Here is a 14,979-nt window from a genome sequence, read left to right on the forward strand (position 1 = left end):
CAACGGCCGCAGCAAGATCCATTTCATCTTGCGGCGGACGCCGTTATCGCTCCTACCGACCTAGCGGAAGGTGGTGAACGCCGGCTCATCGGACAGTCAGCTTCTTGTCCGGCGGCGGATGCTTTGGTCTCAAGCCTTAACGAAGGCCAGCAGATCCTGATTGACAACCTCTGCGTGGGTCGTCAGCATGCCATGAGGATAGCCCTGGTAGACCTTCAGCTTGCCGTTCTTGAGAAGCTTAATCGATTTCAGCGCGGCATCAGCAAGCGGCACGATCTGGTCGTCGTCGCCGTGGAGCACCAGCGTTGGAATTGACATCCCCTTTAGGTCTTCCGTCTGGTCGGTTTGCGAAAACGCCTTGATGCCTTCGTAATGCGCCTTTGCGCTGCCCATCATGCCCTGACGCCACCAGTTTTGGATGACGCCCTCATATACGATCGCACCCTTGCGGTTGAAGCCATAGAAGGGCCCGGACGGAAGATCGCGGAAGAATTGGGCGCGGTTTGCCGCAAGCGCCGAACGCAAGCCGTCGAAGACTTCTAGGCGCAGGCCTTCGGGGTTGGCATCGGTCTTCAGCATCAGCGGGGGAACAGCGCTGACGAGCACGGCCTTGGCGACGCGCCCCGCAGGCTGACCGAATTTCGCCACGTAGCGGGCGACCTCCCCGCCACCTGTGGAATGGCCGATGTGAACGGCGCCCTTAAGATCGAGATGTTCGACCACAGCGTGGGCATCGGCGGCGTAGTGGTCCATGTCGTGCCCGTCGCTGACTTGCGAGGAGCGCCCGTGTCCGCGGCGGTCATGGGCCACGACACGAAAGCCGTTCTGCAGGAAAAACAGCATCTGGGCGTCCCAATCATCGGAGGAGAGCGGCCAGCCGTGGTGGAATACGATGGGTCGCGCCTCCTTTGGGCCCCAGTCCTTGTAGAAGATCTGGACGCCGTCCTGGGTTTCCACGAAGCTGCTGGTCATTGGCAATACTCCTTCTTTCGATGGTTTGGTGGTTTTGGAAAAGGCGAGCGACGGCATTGTCATCGTCGCGGAAAGGCCGGCGCCGGCCAGCAGGGCGTGCCTTCTGGTGATCGCCGGTTCAACCGAATTGTCGCTCATCGCATTGGCTCCGGTTGGGATTTACGGGGTCTGGTGCAGCGTTAGCGAGGCAACGCCGACGGCGAGGTTGAGCCCTGTGTCTCCCTCGATGGACACGGGTTGCAGCGCTACGGTCCTGGAGCTTCCGCCGACGAGGATGTGGGCGTCTGCGCCCACGCCCACGCTGGCGCCGGCGGTCACACCATCATAGGTGCCCTGCAGACCGCCCACGGATTCGCGTGTGGCGTTGTAGACCAGCCAGGCCATGCGGCCCGTTTCGACGGTTCCGACATCGAGGCCGAACTCCGTGATGCTCCCCGAGTAATGCTGGACAGGCCCGCTATCGCTCCGCCTGAACGTGCAGTGCAGGTCCTGTTTGGTGCCGACGATGACGCCAATCCCGGCAGACACATCGCAGTCCAGCAGACCGACTTCGGCACGCTCCGCGCGGGAAACGCCGGGAGCGGCGAGCATGCCAGCAGCCAGCAAATAGAAGACGGAATGTTTCATCGGGTAATCCTTTTTGGAGAAATCGGGGGTTCAGTGCGCGCGGCGCGTCGTTTCGAAAAGGAACCACACACGGCGTTCCGTTTCATCGATCCAGTTTTCAATCAGGCTGGTTGTGGCGTGGTCGTTGCAACACGAAGTCAGGGTGTGCAGTTGCCGAAGGATTGCTACTAGTTGTTTGTTGTCCTCGCGAAGTTCGGCAAGCATGTCGTCGGGCGCAACGAAATCTGCGTCATTATCGAGTAGACGCTGCAGGCGCCTGATATGGCCGACTGAGCGGACGGTCGTCCCGCCGATCTTGCGGGCCCGCTCGGCGATATCGTCCGTCATTGCGAAAATCTGCGCCCCTTGCTCGTCGAGCAGAAGGTGGTAATCGCGAAAATGCGGACCGGAGATATGCCAGTGGAAGTTCTTAGTCTTGATGTAGAGGGTAAAAACGTCCGCCAGCAACGCGGTCAGCGCGGCGGATACTTCGCGGGTCGCATCGACGCCGAGATCGGTCGGGGTGGCGAGCGGAAGCGTGCGGGTTCTGGTGGCTGTGATCGTATCCATAATCATTCTCCTTGGCGCGGTCTACTGGACAATCACGAGACGGTAGTGGTTGCGGCCGTCTGATCGGCATGGAGGATATGGAGAAGAGCGGCAGCGGCGAAATCGGCTATTCATACAGGCGGGCCAATACCTTAGTGTAGTTTTCCGAGGTGCTGGACCAAACTAGTCTTTGCCCATCGCTTCACTCCTCCCCCGGGGCGATCGGCTTGAACAAGCTGTGGGCTTCGGAGTCCTCTCCCACGTCCGGAGCCGGCCATTTTCTTGACGCACTGACGGTTCGGTAACCTATGCCCGGGTTTCGCGTTTGCCGGGTGCCGTCGCCGCTGTTTTCTTTATGGACGCGCCCGCACCCGCTGCCATTTAAGAGCCACAATCCTCAAGACGTACCGACATGAAAGATCACGCCCGGACGGTGTCGAACGGTACGACCATCACCCCGGCCGCTGGGATGCATTGAAAGCCGTTGAAAGTGCGGTCGCTCCGCCTACTGCGATAAACCTTTGCGTGTTCGTGGCAAAGCTGCGGGGCGTGGCTCGCTAACTTCGTGAAGACCCCGCTGTCCAGCGCTCAACGCATTGAGGACGCTGTTGTGGCCGCTGGATCGACGGGTATGCTGGCCGTAGCGCTTGAGCACATCGCGAGTGCGGCCGACGTAGAGGCTATTCCCGCCTCCCGAAAACATATAGATGCCCGAACCCTTAAAGTCCGGACGCAAGATTGTGTCTGTGACCGGCGCTTGAGCCATAAGAGCTTCGAATTTCGGGTCCAAGTTTTCGGTGAATGCCCGGAATGTCTCGTGCATGGTGTCCTCAATTACTGTTTACTCGAATGTCGGCGTTCGGTTACGCGCTCAGCGTCCCGAACGACGACACTAAGGCTCTTGTCTGAATTGCCTCCCTTTAAAGCCGCAGAGGAGGCGAGAGATAATGTTCACATTATCCCCATGCTCGAAACCTCCCCCACCCCGTGATCTCGCGCAGGCCGAGCAATGGCAAGTAGCCGGGTTTCACGATCGTGATGCCGGCGCCGATCGACGGGGATGGTTTTGAGCCCAAGGTTGATGGCGGCGAGATAGGCGTCGGTGGTGATGCCCGCCTCCCGGAGAATCGACGCGGAGAAGACAATCGGCCGAGCCAGGGCGCGTACTGAAGGACGGAAAGCTCGTTCCAGGCATCGAAGGCGATGATCGCCTGCAGCACCGCCGGCAGATGCTCGGCCTGGTGCCACACGCCGCGCCATTCATCAAGCCGGGCGTCCTCATCCCAGTCGAGATCATAGATCATCGGATCGGCCGGAGCCCGGCCGGGCTTCCTGGCTCGTTCGATCGCTGCCTCCGATCGGGCCAGCAGGGCATCTATGGCAGCGTAGTCGACCCCGGGCAGATCTTTGGTGTCATCACCATCATCCTCCTCCCCCTCCGCATCCATCGCAACCGCCCGTCAGGTCGCGGCGACAGTCAGCGTATCACCGGTGTCAGCAGACATAATTTCGGAGGTTTGTCGCAGCGTCCGAACGCCGTCCGCCGACAGCGCCCAATCCGGTAACTGGCCACAGATGCGACGACGGGTGCGCAGCGCATCGCGCTGAATGGTGCCCGATATATTAAGGATATCACTTATTTTATCCCAGCAGAAAACAGAAATCGCCGGCGTTCTCGGCTTTTGTGGATGCCATGCGATTTCGCGTATGAGCCCTTACGATTGAGATCTTCTTGTCAGACACAACTCGCCCGCCTTACGCTAGGCCGCTAAAGCTGCAAGTCGATTTCGATCCGTTCCACGCCGAACGTCGACCCACGGCCACATTCTGCTGACTGTCGCTAGGAAAGAAAACGCGTAGCGCCCGGCCAGTATCAGTATCGTCGCCCAGGCGGCTCAACTGTGAGCGGAAAATACGGGCAGCGCAAAACGTTAGTTCAGCGATTACCGAATTAACCTACATGATATCCGCCATCGACTGGTATAGTAACGCCGGTCACGAACGCGGCGGCATTCGAGCACAGAAACAGGATCGGTCCGACCAGATCTTCTGTTGTGCCCCATCGCTTCAATGCGGAACGCTCAGCGATCTTCTGCTCGCTTTTGGCAACCGACCACAGCGCCTTGGTCATTTCGGTCCGGTGATACCCTGGCGCGACCGCATTCACGCGTACGCCATCGCGGCCATATTTATGGGCCATCGCCCGAGTCAAGCCCACAATTCCCGTTTTGCTGGCGGTGTAGGACGGGACGCTTTCGTCGGCGAGATAGCTCAGCATCGAGGCAAAATTGACGATACTGCCGCCGCTGCGCTTGAGCAGAGGAAAGGCCGCGCGGGACAGGCGCATCGCGCTGTTGAGATTGACATCCATGACATCGAGGAAGATTTCCTCGTTCCATTCGTTGTCCGGCCGGGCGATGCCCTGGCAGTTCACGAGAACGTCGAGGCTGTCGAGGCCACCAAAAAACGCCTCGACTGCCGCGCCATCCCTGACGTCAAGCTGCTCGAACCTGATTGGGCGGGTCGTTTCCCCGCGCGCGTCGCGCAGACGCTGTTGCGAGCTGCCGGTTGCGATGACGGTCGCCCCTGCGGCGGCAAAACCATTCGCCACCGCCAGTCCGATCCCGCTCGTGCCGCCAGAAACGACGACCATCTTTTCCTTCAAGAGGTCCGGTGCGAATGCCGTTACGCCGTCCATTTTCGTTTCTCCCGTCATGCTCAGACCAGTTCCTTCAATGCTGTGAGAACGGCCGCTTCGCTGACCGGTATCGGTTCGTTGTGGATGATCTCTCCCGGACGGCACGCGCGGCGCGCCACGGTCGCCAGCTTGTCGCTTGTCGCATCCGCAATGCCGATATCGGCAAGGCGCGTCGGCAGGCGAACGCTGCGGCAGAAGTCGCGCACCTTCAGAAACTCGTCCTCGCGGCCATGAATTTTCAGGCCGGCAAGCACGCCGATCGCCACCTTCTCGCCATGCAAGTGGTGATGCACATCCTCAAGTTCGCACAGGCCGTGATGGATGGCATGGGCGGCGGCCACACCGCCCGACTCGAAACCGATCCCCGAGAGAAGGATGTTGGCCTCGACAACGCGCTCAAGCGCAGGGCCTGCCTGTCCGGCATCGCATTCTTTAAGCGCGGCAGCGCCGTATTTGAAAATGGTATCCCGGCAAAACCGCGCAATCTCGAAGGCCAGGGACACGCCCGGCATCCTCATGCAGTTGGACGCGCCGCTCTGGCGGCAGGAATCGGCTTCGTACCAGGTGGCGAGCGCATCGCCGATCCCCGCAGCCAGGAAACGGGCCGGCGCCTTGGCAATCAGCGCGGTATCGACAAGCACGAGATTGGGATTGCTCGGCAGAAATGTGTCATAGGCGACCGTGCCGTCCTCGTTGTAGATCACCGCAAGCGCGCTACAGGGCGCATCGGACGCGGCGATCGTCGGCACGATTATGACCGGCAGGCCGAGATCCCTCGCCGCGGCCTTGGTCGTATCGAGAGCCTTGCCGCCGCCAGCACCGATAATCAGCTCGGCCTGCGCATTGCGCGCAGCCGCAACCAGCGACCCGATCTCGTGCTCGGAGCATTCACCGCCATGGCGGATGAGCTTGGCTTCGACATGCCCGGACAGCGCAGCCGCAATATCCGTCTCAAGCAGATCGAAGATGCCGCGATCCAGAAGCGCCACAGCACGCTTACCGAATCCGGCCGCCTCCTGCCCCAGAAGGCCGATCGCGCCCTTGGCCTGAATATAGCGGCCGGGAAACCGTGCGCCGCGCGGCGTGATGTCCGGTGCAGATTCTACCAACATACGTAACCTCCATCGGCCAGAACGATAGAACCGGTCATCAGACTGGAGGCATCGCTAGCAAGGAACAGGATGACCGAAGCGACTTCATCGGTGCGCCCCAGACGGTTCATCGGCGTACCGCCGACCCAGTGCCGGTACATCTCGGCATCTTCGTAGACATATTTGTTCATCTCGGTATCGATGTAGGTCGGCGCGACCGAATTGACGCGTACGCCGCGCGCACCCCATTCGGCCGCCAGCGATTTCGTCAGATGATGGACAGCAGCCTTCGAGGCGTTGTAATTCGCCTGCTCCTGCGGGCGATTGACGATAAAGCCGGACATCGATCCGACATTGACGATGCTGCCGCCGCCTTTTTCGAGCATCGACTTGCCGAAGGCACGGCAGCACCAGAAGACACCGTTGAGATTGACGTCGATCACCTTGTTCCAGACGTCGTCGGCCATCGTTTCGGCCGGGTGGTTGCTGATGGCGATGCCGGCGTTGTTGACCAGGATATCGACACGGCCATGACGCGCCATGATCGCATCATGGACCGCCTGCACCCTGCCCGCATCCGTGACATCGAGTACTTCGCTATCGACCTTTTTATAGCCCTTGGCCGACAACTCCGCCTTGGCGGTCGCCAGCAGATCGCCGTTCATATCGGTCAGCACGACGGTCGCGCCCGCTTCGGCGAGCGCTTCGGCTGCGGCAAGGCCGATGCCGCGGCCGGCGCCGGTGACGACGGCAAACTTGCCGGTAAGCTTGAACTTATCGAGATACATGCGATGCATCCTTGATGCTTTTGGTGGTGTGGTTTTCATTAAGACGAGCGGCGAGCGTCGCCGCGAGGTCATGCGGGGCCGCAACGATCGTGTCCTCGGGAAAGACAAGATCGTCCCGATGCGGTTCAGGCCAGCCTATGACCATCATGCCGGCGGCATGGCCAGCAGTCGCACCCGGAATGCTGTCCTCGACGACGATGCAATCCGCAGGATCGATACCGAGCAGGTAGGCGGCCCGCAAAAACGGCTCGGGATCGGGCTTGCCCCGGCGGACATCGCTGCGGCTGACGGAAATCAACCCTGGGCTTTGCAGGCCGACGGCCCGCAGATTGGCGTCGACGATCATCCTGTCGGAATTGGAGACGATCGCGAAAGGTACCGAATTATCGGCGAGCAGCGCCAGCGCCGCATCCGCGCCGCGGCGCCTGTGCAGTGTGGGCGCTGCCTCGAGATAGGACCGATATTTCGCCCCGGTGTATTCGGAAAGCGATGGCTTGAAGCCGATCGTTTGCTGCAGCAGGGCGTGGCAGTCGGCGCCGCTCATGCCCGTCAGGACATTCGCAAACTCCTCCGGCAGCACATAGCCCATCGCGGTCACTGCCCGCGACATGGCGTCGAAATGCAGCGGTTCGCTGTCGACCAGCGTTCCGTCCATGTCGAAGAGTACGGCGCGGCGGGTCATTGCGGCAACCTGTCGAGATCGTCGTAGAGCGCCTGGCTATGCGCATAGAGCTTCTCGAAGAACTGCTGCATCGGCCGGTAGACATCCATCCAGCGCGGGTCCGGCAGGATTTCTTCCGAATAGCGAACATAGGCGTCGGCCGCGTGTCGGACGGTCCCGTATTGCCCCGTCGCCGTGGCAGCCATGATCGCGCAACCAATCAGGCCGCATTCCGGTTCTTCCGGCACCAGGATAGGGATGCCATAGACGCTTGCCTTGATCTTCATCCAGAGCTTGGTCTTGGCGCCGCCGCCCGACGCGATCACCCGCTCGAGCGGCGCCCCGGAAATGCGGTCGAGAATGTTGATGTGGCGCTTGACGGCGAACGCCACGCCCTCGAGAACGGCACGGTGGATGTGGGCAAGCCCATGGGCGGCGCCGATGCCGAAAAACTGGGCACGGGCGTTGCGATGATCACCCAGCCGTTCGCCGGCAAGATAGGGCATGAAGAACAGGCGTTCGGAGCCGGCAGGCGCTTCGGCGGCTTTGGTGACGATTTCCTCGTATGAAGCCTGTTTCTCGTGGAAGGCACGGCGGGCCCAGCGCATCGCGTCGCCGCCGGATTCCAGAAGCATGAAGGCGCCCCAGTTGCCATCGACGGTCCCGACATTGCAGACCGAGGGATCGAGAAGCGGCTGGCTGGCGATCGCGGTGATGATCGCCGACGTTCCCATGACCTCCGAGCCGATGCCCGGGCGGCAGACGCCGGAACCGAGCAGAGCGACGGGGTAATCGGCACCGCCGACCAGAACCGGGGTCCCTTCGCGAAGGCCGGTTTCCGTCGCCGCCTTGCCGGTGACATGGCCGAGGATCTCGACCGGATCGCGAAGCGGGGGAAGCTTTTCAACGTCGAGGCCGAGCAGCGCGATCATCTTCGGCGACCATTGTCCCGTCCGGGGATCCATCAGGAAGCTGGCGCCGCCATCATTGCGATCCATGGCGATCTCGCCGGTGAGGCGCAGATTGATGTAGTCCTTGGACATCAGCACCGCGGCCGCCCTGCCATAGGCGGCCGGATCGTTGTCGCGCAGCCATTGCAGCTTGAACCCGGGCCAGGCTGGCGCCGGCGGGTTCGCGCTGTCGGCGAGATAGCCTTCCGGCGCATGGGTGCGCTCGAACGCCGTCACGTAGTTGACGGTCCGCTTGTCGTTCCAAAGCGGCGCCGTGTCGCGCGTCAGTTCTCCGTGTTGATCGACGAGAACCGTGCCGTGCATCTGGCCGCATGCGGCCACCACGGCAATTCTCGACCGTGCGTCCGGTATCGTTTCAAGAACATCCCGGATGGCCTGCGCGACACCGTGCCACCAATCGCGCGGCCGCTGTTCGGACCAGCCGAACTGGGGAACGATCTGTTCGTGTTCACGGCTCGCGACCGAGAGTATCTTGCCTTTGGTGTCGACCAGTGCGGCACGAACGCTGCCGGTGCCGACATCGATGGCGAGAAAGAGATCTTGAGACATTGGGGTCCATTCCCGGCAAGAGGCGCGATGCTACTTGCGGAACCAGTTCGAGGCATATTGCAGGAGCATCGCACCGATGATGATGCAGCCCATGAAGACCTGCTGATGATAGCCGGGAACGCGGGCGAGGTTCATCATATTAGCGATGATGCCGAGTACAAGTACACCGATGAAAGTATTGAGGACACCGCCTCGGCCGCCCATCAGGCTCGCGCCGCCGATGACGACGGCCGCGATGGCGTCGAGTTCGGCGCCGACGCCGATATTGGCCGATCCGATGCCTGTACGGCTGGTCGAAACGATGCCGGCTGCAGCGGCGAGAACGCCGGAGATGACATAGACGGCCGTCGTGTAATAGGCGACCGGAATACCGGAAAGCCTGACCGCCTCGACATTCGAACCGATTGCCTTGACCAGGCGTCCGAAGCGCGTGAAGACCAGCACGGTCCCGGCAACCACGAAGACGACGGCCATCAGAACGACCGGATAAGGAATGGTGGCGATCAAACCGGATCCGAAGCTGGTGATGAAGCTTCCGGCATCACCCATCTGGATCGGCTGTCCGCCGGATATGATCAGAGACAGACCGCGGGCAACCGTCATCATCGCAAGCGTCGTCACGAATGGCGGCAATTTCAGGAAAGCGATCAGGCTGCCGGAAACAAGGCCGCAGGCCGCACCGGCGAGCAGAGCGCCGGCGATCGAAACGCCCGTGCCGTAATCCTGGATGAGGATGGCCGACAGGATGCTGCCGAGCGCAGCGACCGAGCCGACTGACAGGTCGATGCCCCGCGTCAGGATGACGAACAACATGCCGATCGCCATCAGGCTAGTGCCGGCGCTTTGCCGGAGCACATTGATGATGTTGCGTTGTGTCAGGAACACGTCCGACATCGAGGTTGCCACGATCAGCAGGGCGATCAGGATCGCCAATGTTCCGTAGCGATGCAGGATGTTGCTGATATTGAGCGAGCTTGGATGGCGGGCTGTTTCGGTCAAATCGGTCACGGCGTTACCCAATCAGTTGGTCGCGAGGGCTTCAGCCTGCGTGACGGTATTGACCATCGCGAGCTTCAGCAGTTTTTCTTCGGTGTAATTTTCTGGTTCGAGCGAGCCCGTCAGTTCGCCTTCGCGCATGACGAGGATCCGGTCGCACAGCCCAAAAAGTTCGATATGTTCGGAGGAGATCACCAGAACGGCGCGGCCTTCGGCGGCCAGCGACTTGATCAGCGCATAGATCTCAGTCTTGGCGCCGACATCGACGCCCCGGGTCGGCTCGTCGAAGATCAGCAGATCGCCGCCGGCGTGAAACCATTTTGCCAGAACGACCTTCTGCTGGTTTCCGCCCGATAGGCTCGATGCGGGATCATTGAGGCTGCCGGCCTTGATGCGCAGACGAGATGCAAGCGTCTGCACCGTCGTCATCTCGGCCGAGCGGCGGACGAAACCCAAGGCGTTCACCAGTGGCGCCAGCTTGGACATCGTGGCGTTGACGCGTATCGGGAAGTCGAGAACGAGCCCCTGCTCCTTGCGGCTTTCCGGCACAAGCCCGATGCCGGCCCTCACCGCATCACACGGGGTGTTGATGCGCACCTGCTTGCCATGCAGGAAGATACTACCCGAGGCAGCCTTCTGGGCGCCGAAAATCATCCGGACCAGTTCCGTCCGTCCGGCACCGACAAGCCCGCCGAGACCGACGATCTCCCCTGCCCGCACGCTGAGCGAAATATCGCGGATGCGGGCGCCGTCGGAAAGCTTCTCGACGCGAAGAACTTCGCTTCCGATCGTACGCTCGACATCCTCGCCGAACAGGGCTTTGAGCGATCTGCCGACCATCATGCGAATGACATCGTCGACTTCGACGTCCTTGCGTTGGACCGTCGAGATCGATGCGCCGTCCTTCATCACGGTGATGCGATCGGCGATGCGAAACACTTCGTCCAGCCGGTGGGAAATGTAGATGATGCCGACGCCGCGTTCGCGCAGCGTGCGGATGATGCCAAGCAGGCGCTCCGCGTCGCGGACGGACAGAACCGCGGTCGGCTCGTCGAAGACCATGACGCTGGCATTGCGCGACAGCGCCTTGGCGATCTCGACGACCTGCTGATGAGCGACCGACAGATCGGACACGGTCGCCGAGGGCGAAATGGAGAAGCCGAGACTGGAAATCAGTTCTGCAGCCCGGCGGTTGAGATCGCGCCAGGAAATGACCGAGGGGATCTCGGCAAGAAAGATGTTTTCGGCAACCGTCAGATCGGTCGCCAGCGCCATCTCCTGGTGGATGATGGCAATGCCCTTGTCCAGAGCGTCGGTCGGACCACGGAACTGCTGCTCCTCGCCGCGGATAATGACGCTTCCGGCTTCGGGAATGTATTCCCCGCCCAGTACGCGCATCAGCGTGGATTTGCCGGCGCCGTTTTCGCCGAGAAGCGCGTGCACCTCGCCGGCGCGCAGCGCGAAATCGACCCCTTGCAGCGCGCGCACCCCACCGAAGGATTTACGAATGCCGGCCAGTTCTACCAGAGTTTCCATATGCAACATCTCATCATGAGTGACGGCAGGATCCATCCGATCCTGACAGCCGCAAGAGGCTGCGTGCGAGTCACAAATGCAACAAGTGCGACCGGCGGCTTTCGCTGCCGGCCGCTGGGAGGATCGGCTCTTAGAATACCGCGTCCTTCTTGAGATACTTGTCGACGTTGTCCTTGGTGATTGCCGTCGGCGTCGTGTAGGTGATCTTCGAAATATCCTTCGGAAGGCTTCCGTCGATTGCCTTCTTTGCGAGATCGACCGCGGTCGACGCGACGAGCGCCGGATCGTTCAGTCCGGTTGCGCCGTACTTGCCGTCCTTGATTTCCTGCAGCGCTTCCTTCTGGCCATCGGCAGCCGCCAGGAATAGGACGCCGTCGGTGCGGTTGGCCTGTTCCATCGCCTTCTGGGCGCCGAGGACCATCGAGTCGTTTTCGCCGAGAACCACGTTGATGTTGGGGTTTGCCGTCAGGAGGTCTTCCATGGCCTTGAGGCCGCCTTCGTTACCCCATGCGCCCCAGCCCTGGCCGACGACTTCGAAACGGGCACGACCCTCGTTGCGCAACTGACCTTCGAGCAGACCGGCAAGCACGCCCAACCGGCGCTCCTGGCCGACCTCATTGCCCTTGTCGCCGGAAATCAGCGCAATCTTCAGATCCTTGCCCTTGGTATTGTCGGCAAGCCACTGGCCGACCAGCAGGCCGTTCTGCGAATTCGACGACTGCACGAGCGTCACGAAATTCGCCTGCGGATCGATGGTCGAGTCGATGACGAAAACCTTCACGCCGGCTGCGGTCGCAGCGTTGACCGCAGGAACGAGGCCCTTGCTGTCGCGCGGGTTGATGATCAGCGCATGGATGCCCTGCGCAACCATGTCCTCGACGTCGGCGACCTGCTTGTTCAGGTCGTTCTGGCCGTCCACGGAGATGACTTCGCATCCGAGTTCCGTCGCATGCTTCTTTGCCGAGACTTCCTGTGCTGCAAAATAAGGCGCGTCCAGGGTCTTCATGGAAATACCGATCTTGCAATCGGCGGCGTTTGCTGCGGACATGGCCAGCAGGGACACAGCCGCGCCGAGCGCGAGCTTCACAACTGTTTTCTTCATTTCTCTTCTCCTCCAGATAGGCGCGAAATTCGCGAGCCAGTTTGTATTGGCTGTTATGTAGCGTAATTACGTAGAATTTTTACGTCAATATATTTTTTCAGCATTTTGCGCAAACAATCGCTCTTATTTTGCCTAAAAATTTATCTTGCACGTATCATTTCTTCTATTTATGTAATTCTACTACCAAATGGAGGTGCTTTCATGATGCGCGAACCAGTCTCGAGCGTCGTCGATCCGATCGGCGGCGGAATGAGCGGAAATACGGGCCGGTACGAAAAGCGGCTGAGCGATCTGGCAGGGCTATATGCTGATCAGGATGCGCATACGGCGCTTTTGCAAACGTTGAGCGATCCGGTCGTCTACGACGTCGAGGACTTCAAGCCGGGCACGCATAGCGGCGATCTTATCTACGGCGTGACGCGGATGAGCCCTGGGCGTGTCGGGGACGAGTTCTTCCTGACCCGCGGCCATATTCACGCGAAGGCCGACCGGCCGGAAATCTACTACGGCCAGAAGGGACATGGCCTGATGCAGCTCGAATCGCCGGAAGGCCAGACGCGCATCATCGAGATCCGGCCGCAGACGATCTGCTATGTGCCGCCCTACTGGATTCACCGCTCCATCAATGTCGGCGACGAAGATCTGGTCATGGTTTTCGCCTACCCGTCCGATAGCGGCCAGGACTACGGCATCATCGAAGCGTCGAACGGGATGCGCCATCGTGTCGTGGCCATGCCCGGCGGCGGCTGGGAGCTTGTGGAAAACAAGGCCTACCTGCCGCGTTCGGCAGAGCATGCACGCACCCTTATCAAGACATACGCCTGAAACAGCCTCACCGGCAGAGGAAACCAGCCATGAAAAACCCTATCGATCTGATCGCCAGCCTTGGTGTCGTCCCCGTTATCGCGATTGAGCGCGCCTCCGATGCCGTGGCGCTTGCCGACGCCCTTCTGGAGGGCGGCCTGCCGGTTGCCGAAATCACGTTCCGCACGGAAGCGGCAGCCGAAGTTATGGCTGCCCTGCGCGATGCCCGTCCCGAGCTTTGCATCGGCGCCGGAACGGTTCTCGACAAGCCCAATCTCAAGCGGGCGATCGACGCCGGTGCACGTTTCGGGCTGGCGCCCGGCTTCGATCCTGAAATCGTTGATGCCGCCAAGGATGCCGGATTGCCATTCTGCCCCGGCATCATGACGCCGTCAGACCTGACGCTTGCGTCGGCTCGCGGCGTGAAGCTTGCCAAATTCTTTCCCGCAGGCGTCGCCGGTGGCCCGAAGGCCCTCTCGGGCATCGCCGCACCGTTTGCCCATCTGGGAATCCGGTTCATACCAACCGGCGGTGTGACTGAAGCCACGATCGGTGAATGGCTGGCCATCAAGCAGGTTATCGCGGTCGGCGGAACCTGGATCGCCAAGACTGAAGATATTCGCGACGGCCGCTTTGCCGATATTGCCCGCAATGCCGCCGCAGCCGTCAAGGTCGCGAAGGAAGCTTTGGAGAAGCGCGCGTGAGCACCTATCAGCCAGCCACCCAGCCGACGCTCTATTTCATCGGCGTCACGACGGGCAAAAGTTCGATCATGAAGGTGTTTCCTGCATGGGCCGAATATCTCGGCCTCAAGGATGCGGTGATCAAGGGCATCGATTTCAAGCTGCACGCCGATCCGGCCGCTTACCGGAAAGCCGTCGAATTCATCCGCGACGACCCGTTGTCGATGGGCGCGCTTGTCACGACTCACAAGATCGACCTTTTCCACGCATGCCGGCACCTTTTTGACGTCATCGATCCGCATGCGCTTCTGATGGACGAGACGAGCTGCATTTCCAAGCGCGGCGGCAAGCTGATCTGCCATGCGAAGGATCCGATCTCGTCGGGGCTGTCGATCGATGCCTTCCTCGGCGAAGACTATTTCGAACACAGCGATGCGGACCTGTTTTCGATGGGCGCCGGCGGCTCGACGATCGCGCTGACCTGGCACCTGATGCGCAAGTCCCGCGGCAGCAACGTTCCCGCGCGTATCGTCGTCACCAATCGCAGCCAGCACCGTCTGGACGAGATCAGGCGCATTCACCAGCAGGTCGAGACCGCGGTCCCGATCGAATATCTGCTCGCGGAGACGCCGGCGGCAAACGACGCCGTTCTAGCATCCCTGAAGCCGGGATCGCTTGTCATCAATGCGACAGGCCTCGGCAAAGACGCGCCTGGCTCGCCGCTGACTGACGCCGCCATTTTCCCCGAGCGATCCGTCGTCTGGGATCTGAACTATCGCGGCGACCTCGTCTTTCTCGATCAGGCGCGGCGGCAGCAAGCCGAAAAGGCGCTGCAAGTCGAGGACGGCTGGACCTATTTCATCCACGGCTGGACGCAGGTCGTGGCGGAAGTCTTCGACGTGAAAATTCCGCCGTCGGGACCATCTTTCGATCGCATTTCGGAAATCGCACTCGCTGCGGCGGGGAGGTAAAA

The 14,979-nt window shown here is 61.0% G+C and carries 14 protein-coding genes and 2 pseudogenes; 4 read left to right on the forward strand and 12 right to left on the reverse strand.

All coding sequences use genetic code 11. The annotated features are described in order from the left end of the window. Window positions 1–129: 129 nt before the first annotated feature. From FHX16_RS27890 to FHX16_RS27905, 4 genes and pseudogenes are all read right to left on the reverse strand, one after another. Complete coding sequence (locus tag FHX16_RS27890) at window positions 130–1,110, reverse strand: alpha/beta fold hydrolase (protein ID WP_183758660.1); 981 nt, start codon at window positions 1,108–1,110, stop codon at window positions 130–132. A gap of 21 nt (window positions 1,111–1,131) precedes the next feature. After that, complete coding sequence (locus FHX16_RS27895) at window positions 1,132–1,599, reverse strand: DUF992 domain-containing protein (RefSeq protein WP_183758657.1); 468 nt, start codon at window positions 1,597–1,599, stop codon at window positions 1,132–1,134. 30 nt (window positions 1,600–1,629) lie between these two features. Then, on the reverse strand, window positions 1,630–2,148 hold the full coding sequence (locus FHX16_RS27900; protein ID WP_183758655.1) for a Dps family protein: 519 nt from the start codon (window positions 2,146–2,148) through the stop codon (window positions 1,630–1,632). A 936-nt stretch (window positions 2,149–3,084) separates the two neighbouring features. Next, window positions 3,085–3,740 (reverse strand): annotated as a pseudogene (locus FHX16_RS27905) (DUF1612 domain-containing protein); the annotation flags it as partial. 2 nt (window positions 3,741–3,742) lie between these two features. On the opposite strand from FHX16_RS27905, the pseudogene FHX16_RS27910 reads away from it, so the two are divergent. Next, window positions 3,743–3,838: pseudogene (locus tag FHX16_RS27910) on the forward strand (LysR family transcriptional regulator); the annotation flags it as partial. 240 nt (window positions 3,839–4,078) lie between these two features. On the opposite strand, the gene FHX16_RS27915 reads toward FHX16_RS27910, so the two are convergent. The 8 genes from FHX16_RS27915 to FHX16_RS27950 all read right to left on the reverse strand — a co-directional run bounded on the left by FHX16_RS27915 (window position 4,079) and on the right by FHX16_RS27950 (window position 12,519). Further along, window positions 4,079–4,825, reverse strand: a complete 747-nt coding sequence (locus tag FHX16_RS27915) for an SDR family NAD(P)-dependent oxidoreductase (RefSeq protein ID WP_183758653.1) — start codon at window positions 4,823–4,825, stop codon at window positions 4,079–4,081. A 20-nt stretch (window positions 4,826–4,845) separates the two neighbouring features. Next, window positions 4,846–5,937 carry a glycerol dehydrogenase gene (locus FHX16_RS27920; RefSeq protein WP_259131569.1) on the reverse strand — a complete coding sequence of 364 codons (1,092 nt, stop codon included), beginning with the start codon at window positions 5,935–5,937 and terminating at the stop codon, window positions 4,846–4,848. Beyond that, window positions 5,928–6,704, reverse strand: a complete 777-nt coding sequence (locus FHX16_RS27925; RefSeq protein WP_183758649.1) for an SDR family NAD(P)-dependent oxidoreductase — start codon at window positions 6,702–6,704, stop codon at window positions 5,928–5,930. Before FHX16_RS27925 ends, FHX16_RS27920 begins: the two co-directional genes overlap by 10 nt. Then, window positions 6,691–7,386 carry an HAD family phosphatase gene (locus tag FHX16_RS27930; protein ID WP_183758647.1) on the reverse strand — a complete coding sequence of 232 codons (696 nt, stop codon included), beginning with the start codon at window positions 7,384–7,386 and terminating at the stop codon, window positions 6,691–6,693. The genes FHX16_RS27925 and FHX16_RS27930 overlap by 14 nt, the downstream gene beginning before the upstream one ends. After that, the gene (locus FHX16_RS27935; RefSeq protein WP_183758645.1) at window positions 7,383–8,885 is read right to left on the reverse strand and encodes an FGGY-family carbohydrate kinase; all 1,503 of its coding nucleotides are present in this window, start codon (window positions 8,883–8,885) and stop codon (window positions 7,383–7,385) included. Before FHX16_RS27935 ends, FHX16_RS27930 begins: the two co-directional genes overlap by 4 nt. 30 nt (window positions 8,886–8,915) lie before the next feature. After that, window positions 8,916–9,893, reverse strand: a complete 978-nt coding sequence (locus tag FHX16_RS27940) for an ABC transporter permease (RefSeq protein WP_405049331.1) — start codon at window positions 9,891–9,893, stop codon at window positions 8,916–8,918. A 12-nt stretch (window positions 9,894–9,905) separates the two neighbouring features. Beyond that, window positions 9,906–11,417 (reverse strand): sugar ABC transporter ATP-binding protein, encoded by a 1,512-nt coding sequence (locus FHX16_RS27945; protein WP_183864848.1) that lies wholly within the window; start codon window positions 11,415–11,417, stop codon window positions 9,906–9,908. Between the two features lie 130 nt (window positions 11,418–11,547). After that, window positions 11,548–12,519 (reverse strand): substrate-binding domain-containing protein, encoded by a 972-nt coding sequence (locus FHX16_RS27950; protein WP_183758641.1) that lies wholly within the window; start codon window positions 12,517–12,519, stop codon window positions 11,548–11,550. A 201-nt stretch (window positions 12,520–12,720) separates the two neighbouring features. Between FHX16_RS27950 and FHX16_RS27955 the strand changes: the two genes are divergently transcribed. The 3 genes from FHX16_RS27955 to FHX16_RS27965 are packed head-to-tail and all read left to right on the forward strand — an operon-like array spanning window position 12,721 to window position 14,977. Next, window positions 12,721–13,344, forward strand: coding sequence for a glucose-6-phosphate isomerase (locus FHX16_RS27955; RefSeq protein WP_183758639.1), 624 nt, complete (start codon window positions 12,721–12,723; stop codon window positions 13,342–13,344). Window positions 13,345–13,373: 29 nt separating this feature from the next. Then, window positions 13,374–14,027 carry a bifunctional 4-hydroxy-2-oxoglutarate aldolase/2-dehydro-3-deoxy-phosphogluconate aldolase gene (eda, locus tag FHX16_RS27960; protein WP_183758637.1) on the forward strand — a complete coding sequence of 218 codons (654 nt, stop codon included), beginning with the start codon at window positions 13,374–13,376 and terminating at the stop codon, window positions 14,025–14,027. Further along, window positions 14,024–14,977: a shikimate dehydrogenase gene (locus FHX16_RS27965; RefSeq protein WP_183758635.1), complete on the forward strand. Its 954-nt coding sequence runs from the start codon at window positions 14,024–14,026 to the stop codon at window positions 14,975–14,977. Before eda ends, FHX16_RS27965 begins: the two co-directional genes overlap by 4 nt. Window positions 14,978–14,979: the final 2 nt, after the last annotated feature.

Source organism: Rhizobium sp. BK661 (genome assembly GCF_024808825.1).
Lineage (GTDB): Bacteria > Pseudomonadota > Alphaproteobacteria > Rhizobiales > Rhizobiaceae > Rhizobium.

Coding starts and splice junctions, on each gene's coding strand:
- FHX16_RS27950 (WP_183758641.1), bottom strand. CDS start 12,519: ATGAAGAAAACAGTTGTGAAGCTCGCGCTCGGCGCGGCTGTGTCCCTG.
- FHX16_RS27930 (WP_183758647.1), bottom strand. CDS start 7,386: ATGACCCGCCGCGCCGTACTCTTCGACATGGACGGAACGCTGGTCGAC.
- FHX16_RS27900 (WP_183758655.1), bottom strand. CDS start 2,148: ATGGATACGATCACAGCCACCAGAACCCGCACGCTTCCGCTCGCCACC.
- FHX16_RS27955 (WP_183758639.1), top strand. CDS start 12,721: ATGATGCGCGAACCAGTCTCGAGCGTCGTCGATCCGATCGGCGGCGGA.
- FHX16_RS27925 (WP_183758649.1), bottom strand. CDS start 6,704: ATGTATCTCGATAAGTTCAAGCTTACCGGCAAGTTTGCCGTCGTCACC.
- FHX16_RS27945 (WP_183864848.1), bottom strand. CDS start 11,417: ATGGAAACTCTGGTAGAACTGGCCGGCATTCGTAAATCCTTCGGTGGG.
- FHX16_RS27890 (WP_183758660.1), bottom strand. CDS start 1,110: ATGAGCGACAATTCGGTTGAACCGGCGATCACCAGAAGGCACGCCCTG.
- FHX16_RS27895 (WP_183758657.1), bottom strand. CDS start 1,599: ATGAAACATTCCGTCTTCTATTTGCTGGCTGCTGGCATGCTCGCCGCT.
- FHX16_RS27920 (WP_259131569.1), bottom strand. CDS start 5,937: ATGTTGGTAGAATCTGCACCGGACATCACGCCGCGCGGCGCACGGTTT.
- FHX16_RS27915 (WP_183758653.1), bottom strand. CDS start 4,825: ATGGACGGCGTAACGGCATTCGCACCGGACCTCTTGAAGGAAAAGATG.
- eda (WP_183758637.1), top strand. CDS start 13,374: ATGAAAAACCCTATCGATCTGATCGCCAGCCTTGGTGTCGTCCCCGTT.
- FHX16_RS27935 (WP_183758645.1), bottom strand. CDS start 8,885: ATGTCTCAAGATCTCTTTCTCGCCATCGATGTCGGCACCGGCAGCGTT.